The following is a 15,439-nucleotide window of genomic DNA, read 5'->3' on the forward strand; positions in this document are numbered from 1 at the left end:
CCTCGCCTGTCCGTCAGCGCCGGTAGGGCTGCTGATACTGCGGCTGTCCCTGGTACGGCGCCTGCTGCGGATACGGCATCGGCTGCTGCGGCGGGTACGGCTGGGGGTACGGCGCCTGCTGGTACTGCGGCGGATAGTGTCCGTGTGGCTGCTGCGGGTATCCATGGGGCTGCTGGTACTGCGGTGGGTACGGCTGCTGCGGTCGCGGCTGCTGGTACTGCTGGTGCGGCATCTGCTGGGGCGCACCGTTGTTCGAACCGCCGCTGACCTTGCGGATGACCACGATCAGGATGATCACCGCGATCACCGCCAGAATGGTGATCCAGACCCAATCGGGCAGGCCGATGCCGATACTCACCCCGTCACCACCGCCCCCGCGGCGAGCTTCGACAGCGTCCGTCGCGGACGCGAGCACTAGTGCGCTCACCGGCATTTCGGCATGATTCATCGGGCCTCCCCCGTCGCGAATGTCCACCTTCCGTCGAAGGTCTGCGGGCGATGCTAGCGCAGCGGGCGGGCGAAGTGACAAGCGCCGGTTCAGAATCCGCCGATCGCGGTCTTCAGATCGGGCTGGTCGAGGACTTTCAGCGTCGCGGTGCGGACCTCGGGGCAGGTCCGGGTGGTGACGGTGTCGACGATGTGCCGGTTCCAGGAGATCGCGGCGTTCGCGACCGGGTCCCGCACCGTCCACAGTTTCATCGCGCCGGTGAACGCCACCCGGGCGACCGGTGGGCCGAGGGCCTTCCAGGTGCCCTTCTGGCCGTCGAGGATGCCGCAGAGTTCGTCCACCGACGCCTGCGAGATGGTGGGTTCGGTGGGGGTGGGGCCGACGGCGTCGTACCCGGAGTCGTCGCCGCAGCCGCTGAGCCCCAGCGTCGTGGCGGTCAGGACGAGGAGAACACCCGCCGTCCGTCCGTGGCGGGACATTGTCGAACGCATCGGAAGTCCTCCGATCTGTCGATCACAGTCCCGGAAAAGCGTACTCCCGACACACCGGTAGCTCGGCGAATGTTTATCCGGTTGTGTTCATGGCCGGGCCGGGCGCGACGGTGGCGCGCAGCAGCCGGGCGCGCACAGGGCGCCGTCGACGGTGCATCCGTACCCGGGAACCTCGCCCAGTTCACGCACCGCTCCCCCGCCGACCCGTTCCTGGATCAGCTCGACGACCATGCGGGCGAAGCGCGGGTCGGTGCCGGGTGTCGCGGCGCGGGCGAAGGCCATGCCGAGTTCGGCGGCCCTGGCCGATGCCTCGTTGTCCAGGTCCCAGATCACCTCGAGATGATCGGAGACGAAGCCGACCGGGCAGACGACGACGGCGTTGATTCCCTTGCCGTGCAGCACATCCAGATGGTCGACGATGTCGGGTTCCAGCCACGGCACCTGCGGCGGGCCGGACCGGGACTGCCACACCACGTCGTAGTCGGTGAAACCGGTTGCGAGGGCACACAATCGGGCCGCCTCGGCGACCTGCCTGCTGTAGAGGCGACCACCGTCGGCGGGTGGTCCCGCGGCGATGTCGGCCGAGAGCGGGATGGAGTGCGCGGTGAACACCAGGCGCACGGCGTCCCGCCGGTCGGCCGGAATCTGTTGTACCGCAGCGGTGATCGCGTCGGCGAAGGACTCGATCAGCAGCGGATGGTCGAAGTACTGGCGCAGCTTCACCAGTTCGGGCGCGCCCGCACCGACGGCGGCGCGGGCGCGGATGATGTCCTCGTCGTACTGGCGACAGCCCGAGTAGCCGCCCCACGCCGAGGTCGGGAAGACCAGGGCGGACCGCACGCCGTCTGCGGTCATCCGGGCGACGGTGTCCTCCACCTGGGGATGCCAGTTGCGGTTGCCGAAATACACCGGCAGGTCGAGCCCGGCATCGGCGAGATCGGCCTCGACCGCTTCGATGATGTCGCGGTTGAGCGCGTTGATCGGCGAGATACCGCCGAAATGCAGGTAGTGCTCGGCGACTTCCTCGAGCCGCGCGCGCGGTACCCCGCGGCCCCGAGTGACGTTCTCCAGAAACGGGATCACGTCCTCGGGGCCCTCGGGGCCACCGAAGGACAGCAGCAGCAGTGCGTCGGCGGAGCCGGACACGGTCCGCGCCTCCTTCGTGTCGTTGATCAGTTGGCGGTGAAGCCCTCGGGGAACCACATGTTGTGGCTGGCGCCGCCGTCGACGTAGATGATCGAGCCGGTGGTGGCGGGCAGCCAGTCCGAGAGCAGCGCGACGATCGACTTGCCGACGGCGCGCGCGTCGGCGCCGTCCCAGCCGATCGGCGACGCACCGTCCCAGTACTCGTCCAGCTGACGCAGCTGCTTCGCGTCGTCGGTGGCGGTACCGGCGATGGCCTTGGCCGCGAGGGTCTTCACCGGACCCGCGGCGATCAGGTTGGAGCGGATCTTCTTGGCGTAGCCCACTTCCCGGGCCACGTACCGGTTCACCGACTCCAGCGCGGCCTTGGAGACACCCATCCAGTTGTAGTACGGCATCGCCACGCGCGGATCGAAGTCCATCCCGACGATGGAGCCGCCCTCGTTCATCACGGGCAGCACGGCGCGGGCCAGCGAGGCGTAGCTCCACGCGGAGATCTCGAAGGACTTCGCCACATCGGGGCCGGGGCCCTCCAGGAACGGCACCGCCTCCGGGCCCATCAGGGTCTTGGGCGCGAAGGCGATCGAGTGCAGCACACCATCGATGCCCTCGGGCGCCAGCTCGCGCAGGGCGTCAGCCAGCGCGCCCAGGTTCTCCTCGTTGGTGACGTCCAGCGGGATCGCGGGCGGCACCTCCTGCGGCAGGCGCTTGGCGATGCGGTCGATCAGCCGCAGCCGCTCCGGGATGCCGGTGATGATCACCTTCGCGCCCTGCTCCTGCGCGACCGCCGCCGCGCTGAACGCGATCGACGAGTCGGTGATGATGCCGGTGACCAGGATGGTCTTGCCTTCGAGCAGTCCGCCCATGAGTTTTCGGTTCTCCCTGAGATCAGTATGGTTGCCACCACCTTGTCGGCGGCGCGGTGCGATCCGTTAGCGGGTCAGTGACCCATGCCCATGCCGCCGTCGACCGGGATGACGGCACCGGTGACGTAGCGCGAGTCCTCCGACGCCAGGAAGCTGACCACCGCGGCGACGTCCTCGGCCTGGCCCAGGCGACCCAGCGGGATGAACTTCTTGGCGGTTTCCTTCAGATCCTCGGGCAGCTCGGCAGTCATGTCGGTCTCGATGAAACCGGGCGCGACCACGTTCGCGGTGATCGAGCGCGAGCCCAGTTCACGAGTGATGGAGCGCGCCATACCGATCACGCCCGCCTTGGAGGAGGCGTAGTTGATCTGACCGGGGCCACCGCCGAGACCGACGACGGAGCCGAGGAAGATCATCCGGCCCCAGCGCGCACGGAGCATGGCACGGTTGGCGCGCTTGGCACAGCGGAAGGCGCCGGTGAGGTTGGCGTCGATGACACGCTCGAACTGCTCTTCGGTCATGCGCATCAGCAGCGTGTCGTCGGTGATGCCCGCGTTCGCGACCAGCACCTCGACCGGGCCCTGGTGCTCCTCGACCTCGGTGAACGCATGGTCGACCGACTCGCTGTCGGTGACATCGCACTTCACGCCGAACAGGCCATCGGGCACCCCCGATCCGCGGTGCGTGACGGCGACCTTGTGGCCGTCGGCGAGCAGGCGCTGGGCGACCGCGAGACCGATACCGCGGTTACCGCCGGTCACCAGGACCGAGCGGGATGTGACGTTCGACATAGGGTCCAACCTATCTGTTCCGGTTCGTGTGCCCCGCGTCAGGGTCGCGCCACTGCGACGACTCACCACGCGGGGCAGGGGCTGCTAGGGCAGGCGTTGACGATAGAGCAAACTGACCACGACGCCTGCGGCGATGAACAGCATGCCGAGCAACAGCCACGGTCTGCTCGCGTCGCCACGGGTGGTCTCGTAGCCGATCTGTTCCTCGAGCGTGTCGTAGACAGCGCGCAGTTCGGCCAGCGAGGAGGCGGTGTAGAACTCGCCGCCGGACAGTTTGGCGATCTCCTGCAGCGAGGCGTTGTCGACGGGCACCTTCACCCGCTGCGAACCCTTGCCGTCGGAATCCGGGATCTCGACCGTGCCCCATTCGGTGCCGAAGGAGATGGTCGAGACCGGGATGTTCTTGTTCTTGGCCAGCCTGGCCGCGGTGAAGCCGTGGCGGGGGTTGTCCACGTCCTTGTCGTCGGGCACGGTCTGCTTGCCGTCCGACATCAGCACCACGCGCGCGGGCGGCGGGGTCTCCGCGCCACCGAGCACGGCGGCCAGGGTGTCGATCGACTGCAGGGCGGTCAGGATGCCCTCGCCGGTCGCGGTGCGCTCGGCCAGCTTGATGTTGTCGATCGCGTGCTTGACGGCTTCGCGGTTGGTCGTCGGCGACACCATCACCGACGCGGTGCCCGCGAAGGTGACGAAACCGAGGTTGATGCCGGGTGTCAGGCCGTCGACGAATTCCTTACCGGCCCGCTGCGCGACCTGCAACCGGTTCGGTTCGACGTCGGTGGCCTCCATCGACAGCGACACGTCCATCACCAGCACGACGGTGGCCCGGTTGCGCGGCACCTTCTGCACGGCGGTCGGACCGGCGGCGGCGATGGTCAGCAGCACGAGGCCGACCAGGATCAGCGCGATCGGCACGTGCCGCATCGGGCTCGGCCGCGACGGGGCGACCCGCTCGAGCACGGACATGTTGCCGAACTGCAGCATCCGCTTGTGCCTGGCGCGCTGCACCAGCACATAGCCGAGCACCAGCAGGGCGACGACCGCGAGGAAACCGAGCCAGACGACGGCCGTGAAATGCGAAATACTCACTGGCGAGGCACCCGCCCGCTCGGGGCGCCGAGGCTGTGGCGCCGGGTGGACACGAACCGGACCACGTCGGCGATCCAGTCCCGATCGGTCTGCAGGGACAGCACCGGCGCGCCGCAGTTGCGCAGCGCCAGCTGCACCTGCTCACGCTGGGCCTTGGCCGCGGCCGCGAAATCGGCCCGCAGCGTGGGGGTGACGCTGAACTCGCGGGTGCGCCCGGATTCCGGATCGTGCAGCACCACGTCGCCGCCGTCGGGCAGGGCGACATCGAGCGGGTCGAGCACCTCCACCGCGAGCAGGTCGTGGCGCGCCGAGATCGCGCGCAGGGACCGCTGCCAGTCGACGTCACCGAGGAAGTCGCTGATCACCACGGCCAGACCGCGTTTGCGCTGCGGACGGCGCAGCGATTCGATGCCTGCCTTCAGGTCGCCACGGACGCCGTCGCGGGCGTGCGGAGTGGTCGCGATGCCGCGCAGCATGGTCTGCGCGTGCAGGCGACCGCTGCGGGCCGGAATGCGCACGAGATCCTGACCCGTCGCGACCACGGCGCCGATGCGGTTGCCGCCACCGGAGGTGAGGTGGGTGATCGCCGCGGCCGCCGCGATGGCGAGATCGCGCTTCTGTACCCGGCCGGTGCCGAAGTCCAGACTCGACGACAGGTCGACGACGAGCCAGGTCTCGAGCTCGCGGTCGGCGATCATCTGCCGCACGTGCGGATGGGTGGTGCGGGCGGTGACCGACCAATCCATCTGCCGCACATCGTCACCCGGCTGGTACAGGCGCGCCTCGCCCGGTTCCGAGCCCGGTCCGGGGATGAGTCCCTGATGGTCGCCGTGCAGGACGCCGTCGAGGCGGCGCCGCACCGTCAGTTCGAGCGTCTTGAGCGCGGCCGACAGCTTCGGGTCGGTCAGTTCACCGGCACGGAACGACGGCGGCGCGTGCGACGACAGGGGCACGCGGACAACGGGTTCCGGCGCACTCACTGGGGCGCGACGTGGCCGGCGGGCTGGGACTGCTGCCCGTTCACCGGCTGTGGGACGGGCTGTTGCTGGGCGGGCGGCTGCGGTACCGCGGGCTGCTGCGGGGCGGCCTGGCCGCCGACGGCCTGCGGCGCGACCTGCGGCAGACCGACGGTCTGCAAGACCCGCTTGATGACGTGTTCGGGGGTGACCTCGTCGGCGAGCGCGTCGTAGGACAGCACCAGGCGGTGCCGCAGCACATCCGGGATCACCTCGACGACGTCCTGCGGCACCACGTAGTCGCGGCCGCGGATCAGGGCCACCGAGCGCGCGGCGGCGATGATGCCGAGGCTGGCACGCGGGGAAGCGCCGTAGGCGATCCAGCTGGCCACATCCGCCATGCCGAAGTCGGCGGGCGTGCGGGTCGCGGTGATCACGCGGACGACGTAGTCGACCAGGGCGTGGTGCACGAAGACGTTCGCGGCCAGCTTCTGCAGCCGGATGATGTCCTCGGGCGCCAGGATCTGCTTGGGCTCCGGCGGGGTCACGCCCATCCGGTAGATGATCTCGCGCTCTTCCTCGACCGAGGGGTAGTCGACGACGACCTTGAACAGGAAGCGGTCGCGCTGGGCCTCGGGCAGCGGGTAGACGCCCTCGCTCTCGATCGGGTTCTGGGTCGCCATGACCAGGAACGGATCGGGCATGGGGTAGGTCTTGCCGCCGATCGACAGCTTGCGCTCGGCCATCACCTCGAGCAGTGCCGACTGCACCTTGGCGGGCGCGCGGTTGATCTCGTCGGCGAGCACGAAGTTGGCGACGACCGGACCGAGCTCGGTGTCGAACTCCTCGCGACCCTGGCGATAGATCCGGGTACCGATGAGGTCGGTCGGCACCAGGTCCGGGGTGAACTGCACCCGGGAGAACGAGCCGCCGACGACCTTGGCGAAGGTTTCCACGGCGAGGGTCTTCGCGACGCCGGGCACACCCTCGAGCAGCACGTGACCACGCGACAGCACGCCGACGAGCAACCGCTCGACGAGCCGGTCCTGACCGACGATGACCCGTTTGACCTCGTAGATCGCCTTCTCGAGAGTCTGGACGTCACGCTCCAGGGTGCTCGGCGTTGCCGATCCGGCGTCCTTCGCCAGCTTCGGCCCGCTCACACCTTCCGTCGAAGTCACCAACATCCCCGCTTTCGCTTTGGTCCTGTGCGTGCGGCACCAACTATTCCAGGTAACAGCCCGGCGCGCCGCAACCGGCCAGGAGTGGACGTGAATTCGTCGTATTACCGCCGGGCCCGGTCGCCCGTCACCCTACGCATGTCCAGCGTCGGCCGCACCGCGCGACGCGGGCACCCGCCTGGATACCCACGGTCGCGTCGATCCTCACGGCAACTTGTCAGCAATATGATCTGCGGCGCGCTGGCCAACCACCGCAACAATCCGGATTCGGCGATGACGAATACCGAGGTGAGCGCGTGACGGCATTGTCCGCACCCTTGAAAACACAGCTCATCAGTAATTCCGGCGGGAGCGCCGCGGTTCTGTGGCTTATCGCCGGATGCCGGTTTCTGTTCATCGACGACTGCCGACCTGCCGGAGCATTTCCGTCGAGGAAGATGATCTTCCTGCGGCTCTCCTCGCACCTGGTTGTCTCGCAGTTTGCTGCAATCGGTATCGACAGGTCCTATGTCATCGGACGGATGCCGCGTGACCTGGAATTCCGGGTCACGCGGCAGCTCGTCGGCGGATCAATGCACCGGCGTCTCCTCCGCGGCCTGGCTCGGCGATTCGAGACCGGCGGGAGCGGTGGGGTCGAGGACGAAGTCGCGTCGGCGAATCAGGACGAATGCCGCCGCGCCGACCACGACGCAGGCGATTCCGCCGATCATCGCGACCTCGGCGAACGCTCCGAGGAACGCGTCGGCGGCGGCCGCGCCGACAGCGTCGGCTCGATCAGGCGGCACCGTGGCTACGAACGGTTCGATCGCACCAGCCGCCACCGCGTCCGAAGCCGTCTCCAACGCGGCATCCGACAAGCCGAGTTGCTCGGACAGGGCCGTGTTGATCGATGCGTGCGCGACCGCGCCGAGCACCGCGATGCCCAGAGCGGCGCCGACCTGCTGGAAGGTCTCGTTGGCTCCGGAGCCCATGCCGGAGTCATCGGCGGAGACCAGGGCCACCGACGCGTTGGCCCGCGGCGGATTGAACAGCCCCATGCCGAGGCCTGCGACGAGGAAGGGAACCAACGCCGCCGTCCAACTGTCGTTCGTATCGATTCCGAGCAAGAGCAGAAAACCCGCCCCGGTGAGCACCAGTGCCGCACCGATCAGCAGATTCGTCGGCACCCGCGCGCTCAGGACACCGCCGACGGCGCCCGCGAGGAGCAGCATCACGGTCAACGGCAGGAACCGGATGCCCGTTTCGATCGCCGACAGTCCCAGCACACCCTGCATCCACAGCACACCGAACAGGATCACCGGCAGTACGGCGAAGTTGATCGTGAATGTCGCGGCGGACAGAGCGTCGAATGTGCGGTTGCGTAACAGCGCCAGGTCCAGCATCGGGTGGCTGATCCGGGACTGCACGACGACGAAACCGATCAGCAGCGCGAGCGATGCGACCAGCACGATCGCCGTGGTCGGCGAGATCCATCCGACGATCGGCGCCCGGATGATCGCGAAGACCAGGGTGAACAATCCCCCGGACAGCAAACCGAGGCCTGCGTAGTCGGTGGGACGGTCGCCGCGTCCGGCACTTTCGGGCACCTGGGTCAAGACGATCAGCAGCGCGAGCAGCCCCACCGGCAGGTTGATGTAGAACACCCAGCGCCAATCGAGCTCGGTGAGCGCCCCACCGATCAGGGGCCCGGCGGCGACGGCGACGCCGGCGGTGGCGCCGAAGATTCCGAAGGCGCTACCGCGTTCCCTGCCGTGGAACTCGGCGGCGATCAGCGCCGGGCCAACGGCGTACAGGATCGAGGCGCCGACTCCCTGGACCCCGCGAGCGATGATCAGCAACGACGGTTCTGTGGCCAGACCACAGGCCACCGAGGCCAGGGTGAACACAACCAGACCCAGGGCGAACAGTTTCCGCCGACCTACGCGGTCTGCCAGTGACCCCGCCGACAGGAGAAACGCGGCCAACCCCAGCGCGTAGGCATCGATGACCCATTGCATGTCACCGAAGGTCGCGTCGAGATCCACCTGGATGGCGGGCATCGCGACGTTCACCACGGTGAGGTCGAGCATCAACATGAACGTTGCGGCACAGACCGTGGCCAGTGTCCACCACCGGTGGACACTCACCCCGGCAGCGCCGGCCTTCCGGATTTCCACTGCGGACCCTTCCCTTTACATTCGGGCTTCGAGACTGATCGCCGACATCAGTCCGAGTACTTGTCGAGCCAGTCGGCCAAGGGGTCGAAAACCCTGCTGGGATCGACAGATTGGCCGATGTAGTGCCCGGCGCCCTCGATGACGACCGCCTTGGTCTCCGGTGCGGAGGTGAAGTAGGCGCCCGCCTCGATGCCCGCCGTCACGCGGCGGTCACGTTCGCCGTACATGCCGAGCACCGGCACGGTGATTTCTCCCGCCCTGGCGATATTCAGGGCCAGCCCCTGCCCCTGGCTCATCATGTCGCCGCACGGATGCTGGTTCTGCAGGGGCAGGGCGGCGGCCAGGACGGCGGGATCTATCCCGTCGAAGTTTCCGGTTTCGAACTCCTCGCGCCCCTGATCGAAGTACACGTAGCCGCGCCGACTCGGATCCTTCTCGTGCGGGGAACCGCCGGCCGCGCACTGGCCTGCCGCCACGAAGAATCGCGGATATACCTCGGGGGTCAATCCGCGGTCGACCCACGCCATCAGGATGATCGAATCGACGTCGCGGAAGCTGTACGCCTCGATTTCGGCGAGCTGCCCGCCGTTGGACTGCCCGGCGAGGAACACCTTGTCGAATCTGGGCGCCACGGCGCCGTCGCCCCGGACGTAGTCGCCACTGCGCAGTGCCTGCACGATCTGATGCGCCATGGTGGCCTGCGAGCCCATGCAGATACCCGTGCCGGCAGGAGCATCACTACGGTCGTAGCCGAGGCGGTCGATGGTCAGTGAGGCGTGGCCGCGCGCGGCCATCTCGTAGGAATGGTGATAACCCGATACCGGTAGCCGCCAGTACCATTCACCGCCCGCGATGCCGTGCTCGTACAGGGTGATCGCACCATCTCCGTCGAGCTGATCGCGCGGAGCGGTCAGGTGTCCGGCGATCGTGTAGGTCCCGCCGTCGCCACTGCACGGGACCTGCGTCTGGTTGACATTGACTACACGGAACTCGACAGGAATATCCACCACACCCGCGGGGACGGCGGGACCACCTGGTTGCGCGGAGGCGCCGGGCGCGGTGACCGCGGTGGCGGCTGAGACGACTACCGCGATGCCTAGGAGGAGATTTCGGACACGACTCATTGCAGCACTCACTACTGACTCCTGTAACAGTGCGCCGACAAGCATTCAGCGCACAGGGATTGCCGTCCGGCGACGGCGGGTGACAGTGACTATCGGATGCTCAAGAACTGGCTACCGGCTGTGCTTCGACGGGCTTGACTACCGACAGCGGTTCGCTGACGGGGATACGGGCGTGCAGGCGTCGCAGCGGCGCGGGCGCCCACCAGTTCCACGGCCCGGCCAGTCGCATGAAGGCAGGCACCAGGATGCCCCGGACGATCGTCGCGTCGACGAGAACGGTCAACGCCATGCCGAGGCCCAGCTGTTGCAGGAAGGTGACACCGCTGGTCGCGTAGACAGCGAAGGAGATCGCCAGGATCAGCGCCGCGGCCGTGACCAACGGAGCCGAGCGGGAAATACCCTGCACCACTGATTGATTCGCATCACCGGTGCGGTCGTACTCCTCCTTGATCCGGGAGAGCAGGAAGACCTCGTAGTCCATGGACAGGCCGTAGGCGATGCAGAACATGAGGATCGGGATACTCGGCTCGATCAGGCCGGTCGGGGTGAAGTCGAGGATGCCAGAGAGGTTCCCGTCCTGGAAGCCCCACACCAGCACACCGAACATGACCGAGAGCGACAGCATGTTCAACACGGTCGCCTTGAGCGGAGCGATCACCGACCCCGTCATCACGAACAGGATCAGGAAGGTCACCAACGCGATGAGCAGGCCAACGAGCGGGAACCGATCGACGACACCGTCGATGTAGTCCTCCATCATCGCGGGCGAGCCACCCACGATCACCTCCGCGGGCGCTGGTGTGGCTCGAATGTCACGAACGAAGTGATTGACGCCCTCATCGAGAGAATCCCGGGTCGGCAGGACCGAGAGCCAGGTTCCCGTACCGTCTTCCGCGGTGAATCGTGCGCGAGTGGTCGGGTCACCCGGTCCGGTGGACGTGCCCTGCACATAGGTGCCGAGCGCGCTGTCGACGCGGAGGACACCCGGCACCAACGACAGTTGCGCCGCGTACTGTCCGATCGAATCGGGACCAGCATCGGGTACGACGACGGCGACGGCGTCGGCGTCCTCGGTGAGGAACTCGGCCCGGATCGTGTCGTAGACCGTGCGAACCGGCTGCGACGGTTGCAGGACCCGGTCGTCCGGGGCTCCGAACTGAGCGCCGAGCGCGGGCGCACCGAGTACCAGAAGCGCGATCAGGCCGACCGCGCCACCGAGAGCAGGCCTTCGGATCACCGCACTGGTCACCCGCACCCACAGCCCTGTCGCCGTGGAATTGGCACGCTGCGGGTTACGCGGCAGCGCGCGGGTACCGAGCAGGGTGAGGGTGGCGGGCAGGATCACTCCGACACCGATCAACGCGGTGGCGACCACGGCGATCCCTGCATAGGCGAACGAGGACAAGAAGGGGAACTGGAACACGAACAACGCGGCCAGTCCCGCCGCGACGGTGGCGGCGCTGAAGACGATCGTGTGGCCTGCGGCGCGCAGCGCCGAGCTCACCGCGTCCGCGACCTCACGGCCGGCGGCCAGCTCTTCACGGAAGCGGTAGGTCAGGAACAGGCCGTAGTCGACACCGAGCGCGATACCCATCGTGAGCGCGATATTCGCCGCGAACGGCGAGACGTCGGTGAAGCCGGCGATGATGCGCAGGATCGCCAACGTGCCGATGACCGAGAAGAGGCCGATGCCGATCGTGACGAGGGCGAGCACAACACGTCGGAAGACGAGCCACAGCAGGCCGAACACCAAAGGCAGGATCAGCATTTCGGCGCGCAGGAAGTCCTGACGCGATTGCACGGCCGCCGCGCGGAACACCTGGTCGCTGCCCGCGAGGGTCACCGACACCTGGGTGGCCGCCTCGTCGGCCGCGACGAGACGGCTCTCGAGTTCCGGCAGCAGCTCATTGCGTACGTGGTTGGCGCTGCCGGGCGCCCACGCGAGGATCAACGCCTCGCCGCGGTTCTCGCTCGCCAGCGTGGGCGAGGATCCCGCGTCCCAGTACGACGTCACGTCCTCGACGCCTGGTTCAGCCCGCAGCAGTTCGGTGAAATCCCTTCCGGCACGGGCGATATCGGCATCATCGACCGACCGGCCCGCTTCCGGCGTGACGAGCACCGCGATATTCGGCGTGCCCGTCCCGAACTGCTCGGCCAGCATTCGCTCCGCATCCGCGGACTCCGCGGTAGCCGACTCGAAGCGGCTCTGCGTCAACGCGTCCATCGCCCCCGCGGCGACAGCGCCGAACAGAATGAACACGATGAACGCGCCGACCAAGACCTTTCGTGGATATCGAGTGACCAATTTGCCAATCATGGAGTGATCCCCTTCGGGGTCGAGTCGGTAGGTGAGCACGAACCAGTACCCCCGTGGGGATACGAGCGCTTGCTCAGGTTCTCAGCGGCTTGTCTCGGCTGTCTATGTGTCGTAGGGAGTAGTCGGAGCGTGCTGCGACGCGATGACCTGCGTGTTAGCGATGCGCCGACGACGGACCGATCGCGGTACCGAACCATGGGATGGGCCGAGATATCTGGTGGCTTGCCCGTAGATCACCTGGTCAGGAGATCGTCCTTCTCCTCGGGACTCAGGACCCCCGGCAGTCCGTTCAGCAACGCGTCCACGTCCAATGACGGCGTGGCGTCGGCGACATAACCATCGGGACGAATCAGCACCAGTGCGCAGCCCGCAAGTTCGTCACGCAGCGCGAAGTCGGGTGGGACGTGATAGACCTCAGGGAGAACCTGCTCCAGGCCCGCCTCGCCGGCAGCGAGAACCAGGACCTGTATCGCGATGCGGTAGGCGGCTATTCGAGCCGGAATCTGCCTCAACAGCTGAGCGTCTTGCGCACTGGGCTGCGCACCGACCACGACCAGCAGGGTGTGCCCTGGCGCGTCGAGTAGCGAGCGCAGCGCGACCACCACGCCGTCCGGCCCGGTCACCTCCACGTTCGGTACCGCGCGTCCGAGTCCGCGGCGCCCGCCCCCGCTGCCCACGATGGGGCTCTCCCGGTAGTCCAGCTCGAATTGAGCCAGTCCGGGGACCAAGCGCTTCTCCAGCAACCCCGTACGGCTCAGCGTCGAGAGCAACAGGTCCCGGGCCCATCTGCCGTGCCGGGATCGCACAGTCCACAGTCTGGTCTGCCGGTCGGCGGCCGTGATCACCTGCTGGGCGATCGGCGCGCGCTCGGCGGCGTAGCTGTCGAGCAGTATCGCGGAGTCCACACCGCCGTGCAGGACTGCCGCGAGTTTCCATCCCAGGTTGGCCGCGTCCTGGATGCCGGTGTTGAGGCCCTGACCGCCCGCCGGGCTGTGCACGTGCGCGGCATCGCCGGCCAGCAGGCAACGCCCGGACCGGAACCGCTCGGCATGGCGCATGTGCACGAGAAACCTTGTGCTCCAGGTCAATGCCCGAACTTTGATCGGATAAGGAGCGCGCACGTCGACCAGCTTCTGGAGGTCGGCGGTCGAGGGCGCGGTGTCCTCGTCGCCGAGCTGGGTAGCGTCGGCGAAGACCCGGACCTGCCCGTCCGGCAGCGGCACAACGACGAGCACACCGTCGGGGTGCAGGTGATAGTGCGCCTCCCCCGGCGGCACCGGTGCCGTGATGTCACCGTCGCCGAGCGTGTAGCGCTGCTCGTAGGTACTGCCCTGAAAATCGATTCCCGACAGGGTGCGCACCGCGCTGTGCGTACCGTCGCAGCCGACCACCCACTGGGCGCTCAGCGTCTCGACACCGCCGGGACCGGTCAGGGTCGCCTCCACCGAGTCCGGATTGTCGGTGAGCTCGGTCAACTCGGTCTGCCACTGCACGATCACCCCGAGGGCGCGCAGATTCTCGATCATCGCCGATTCCACGGAGGGCTGGGTGATGATCACCGGCGACGCGGAGTTGGCCGCGGCGGGCCCGAACGGTACCTGTGCCACGACCTTGCCGCCGGAGAAGTACTTGGCCGCCGTCATCGGGATCCCGCGTGACCTGACCGCCTCGGCTGTGCCTTGCCGTGCCAGGACATCGAGGGCGCCGTCCCACATCGTCAGCGCGCGCGCCTGATCGGCGGGCCGGTTCGCCGCCCGGTCGATGATGCGGCACGAGATGCCGTGCCTGCGCAGCTCGGTGGCCAGCGTGAGACCCGTCGGGCCCGCACCCACGACCAGGACATCAACCGTGCCCGTCATGACTCGGCCCGCACACGGTGGACGAACGAACTCTCGAATTCGGCGATCGAGGCCAGCTCCAGCGTGCCGGTGGTGAGTACCCGATCGAACTGGCGGAGCTCGACGTCGACCCTGGCCGTGTCCGGCCGGGTCGGGTCGACCGGCGTGCACACACATTCCAGCGGCGCGCCGAATTCGCCGAACTGATCGAATCGCGAGGAGCACGACACCACGGTGGTGATCGGTGACGTGAGTCCACCGGAGCGCACGGCGGTGTCGATCGATGCCTGCCGGAACGCCTCGATGATGAACGGCCCTGGCACATGGTCGTATTCGTGATCGAACAGCGCGGGATGCCGCGGATCCGGCAGCAACGGGTACACCCAGCGCGCGCCCTCGTCGGCAGGCTCGGCGATCACGATATTGCGGGAATCCATCCGTCCCACCCGTTCTGGTGGCAGTGGCGACAGGACCGGCTGCCCCGGGTCGGCTTCGGACTTCCGCGACTGCTGGTAGGCGCGCAGGGCCTCGTAATCGGCGCGGGCAAGGAACACGACATCGGCGCTGAGCCGCATGGCGCTTCGCCCGCCGACGCTCAGCTCGCCCTCCAAGGTCAGGTCGGCGAAATCGGCACCCCGGTCTGTTCGCGACACGATGTCGTAGCGCAGGACACCCTCCAGTGGCGATTTCTCGTCGTCGAGGAACGCGGCGCGATCGGTGACCTCGAACTCGTAGCGCAGCATGCTGAACGGCAAGCCGACGGGAACGCCGACATGCCGGTGCAGCACCACGAACGACCCCTGCCGCGCGGCCTCGGCCATGGCGAACGGGTCGTGGTACACCGTGGTCCGGTCGTACCAGAGGCTGTGCGCGCGCGGGATCTGCACGGCGGCATAGAAGGTGGAGTCGCCGTCGGCGACAGAATCGGACACGAATACCTCGCCCAGCGCACGCCGGTGCGCGTGCGCCCGCGCGACGGTTCGTTCGAAGGTCAGCGCGGCCGGTAGGGCCTGTGGTCGAAGAGCGATCTCTGTCATCG

Annotated in this window: 13 protein-coding genes; all 13 read right to left on the reverse strand. The window is 67.8% G+C overall.

The window, feature by feature from the left end:
* Positions 1–13: 13 nt before the first annotated feature.
* The 13 genes from ACWF9G_RS13735 to ACWF9G_RS13795 all read right to left on the reverse strand — a co-directional run bounded on the left by ACWF9G_RS13735 (position 14) and on the right by ACWF9G_RS13795 (position 15,437).
* On the reverse strand, positions 14–448 hold the full coding sequence (locus ACWF9G_RS13735; protein WP_452515511.1) for a hypothetical protein: 435 nt from the start codon (positions 446–448) through the stop codon (positions 14–16).
* A gap of 89 nt (positions 449–537) precedes the next feature.
* Positions 538–939: a hypothetical protein gene (locus ACWF9G_RS13740; RefSeq protein ID WP_379306621.1), complete on the reverse strand. Its 402-nt coding sequence runs from the start codon at positions 937–939 to the stop codon at positions 538–540.
* 87 nt (positions 940–1,026) lie between these two features.
* Positions 1,027–2,085: a ferrochelatase gene (locus ACWF9G_RS13745; RefSeq protein ID WP_452515513.1), complete on the reverse strand. Its 1,059-nt coding sequence runs from the start codon at positions 2,083–2,085 to the stop codon at positions 1,027–1,029.
* 26 nt (positions 2,086–2,111) lie between these two features.
* Positions 2,112–2,948 carry an NADH-dependent enoyl-ACP reductase InhA gene (inhA, locus tag ACWF9G_RS13750; RefSeq protein ID WP_189023417.1) on the reverse strand — a complete coding sequence of 279 codons (837 nt, stop codon included), beginning with the start codon at positions 2,946–2,948 and terminating at the stop codon, positions 2,112–2,114.
* 74 nt (positions 2,949–3,022) lie between these two features.
* Positions 3,023–3,739: a 3-oxoacyl-ACP reductase FabG1 gene (gene fabG1, locus ACWF9G_RS13755; protein ID WP_452515514.1), complete on the reverse strand. Its 717-nt coding sequence runs from the start codon at positions 3,737–3,739 to the stop codon at positions 3,023–3,025.
* 84 nt (positions 3,740–3,823) lie between these two features.
* A complete protein-coding gene (locus ACWF9G_RS13760) occupies positions 3,824–4,828 on the reverse strand; it encodes a VWA domain-containing protein (RefSeq protein ID WP_189023421.1) in 1,005 nt (334 codons plus the stop codon).
* Complete coding sequence (locus ACWF9G_RS13765; protein ID WP_379306628.1) at positions 4,825–5,781, reverse strand: DUF58 domain-containing protein; 957 nt, start codon at positions 5,779–5,781, stop codon at positions 4,825–4,827. The genes ACWF9G_RS13760 and ACWF9G_RS13765 overlap by 4 nt, the downstream gene beginning before the upstream one ends.
* Positions 5,782–5,804: 23 nt before the next feature.
* Positions 5,805–6,971 carry a chaperone MoxR1 gene (moxR1, locus tag ACWF9G_RS13770; RefSeq protein ID WP_452515516.1) on the reverse strand — a complete coding sequence of 389 codons (1,167 nt, stop codon included), beginning with the start codon at positions 6,969–6,971 and terminating at the stop codon, positions 5,805–5,807.
* A 563-nt stretch (positions 6,972–7,534) separates the two neighbouring features.
* A complete protein-coding gene (locus ACWF9G_RS13775; RefSeq protein WP_452515518.1) occupies positions 7,535–9,121 on the reverse strand; it encodes an MFS transporter in 1,587 nt (528 codons plus the stop codon).
* Between the two features lie 47 nt (positions 9,122–9,168).
* Positions 9,169–10,245, reverse strand: coding sequence for an alpha/beta hydrolase (locus ACWF9G_RS13780; RefSeq protein ID WP_452515520.1), 1,077 nt, complete (start codon positions 10,243–10,245; stop codon positions 9,169–9,171).
* 100 nt (positions 10,246–10,345) lie between these two features.
* A complete protein-coding gene (locus ACWF9G_RS13785) occupies positions 10,346–12,562 on the reverse strand; it encodes an MMPL family transporter (protein WP_452515522.1) in 2,217 nt (738 codons plus the stop codon).
* A 233-nt stretch (positions 12,563–12,795) separates the two neighbouring features.
* Positions 12,796–14,421, reverse strand: coding sequence for an FAD-dependent monooxygenase (locus ACWF9G_RS13790; protein ID WP_452515523.1), 1,626 nt, complete (start codon positions 14,419–14,421; stop codon positions 12,796–12,798).
* Positions 14,418–15,437 carry an AfsA-related hotdog domain-containing protein gene (locus ACWF9G_RS13795; protein ID WP_452515525.1) on the reverse strand — a complete coding sequence of 340 codons (1,020 nt, stop codon included), beginning with the start codon at positions 15,435–15,437 and terminating at the stop codon, positions 14,418–14,420. Before ACWF9G_RS13795 ends, ACWF9G_RS13790 begins: the two co-directional genes overlap by 4 nt.
* Positions 15,438–15,439 lie beyond the last annotated feature (2 nt).

Source organism: Nocardia sp. NPDC055029 (genome assembly GCF_053608525.1).

Excerpts from the sequence above, each read along its gene's own strand:
- ACWF9G_RS13735 (WP_452515511.1), bottom strand. The coding sequence starts at position 448 with ATGAATCATGCCGAAATGCCGGTGAGCGCACTAGTGCTCGCGTCCGCG.
- ACWF9G_RS13740 (WP_379306621.1), bottom strand. The coding sequence starts at position 939 with ATGCGTTCGACAATGTCCCGCCACGGACGGACGGCGGGTGTTCTCCTC.
- inhA (WP_189023417.1), bottom strand. The coding sequence starts at position 2,948 with ATGGGCGGACTGCTCGAAGGCAAGACCATCCTGGTCACCGGCATCATC.
- fabG1 (WP_452515514.1), bottom strand. The coding sequence starts at position 3,739 with ATGTCGAACGTCACATCCCGCTCGGTCCTGGTGACCGGCGGTAACCGC.
- moxR1 (WP_452515516.1), bottom strand. The coding sequence starts at position 6,971 with ATGTTGGTGACTTCGACGGAAGGTGTGAGCGGGCCGAAGCTGGCGAAG.
- ACWF9G_RS13780 (WP_452515520.1), bottom strand. The coding sequence starts at position 10,245 with ATGAGTCGTGTCCGAAATCTCCTCCTAGGCATCGCGGTAGTCGTCTCA.
- ACWF9G_RS13785 (WP_452515522.1), bottom strand. The coding sequence starts at position 12,562 with ATGATTGGCAAATTGGTCACTCGATATCCACGAAAGGTCTTGGTCGGC.
- ACWF9G_RS13790 (WP_452515523.1), bottom strand. The coding sequence starts at position 14,421 with ATGACGGGCACGGTTGATGTCCTGGTCGTGGGTGCGGGCCCGACGGGT.
- ACWF9G_RS13795 (WP_452515525.1), bottom strand. The coding sequence starts at position 15,437 with ATGACAGAGATCGCTCTTCGACCACAGGCCCTACCGGCCGCGCTGACC.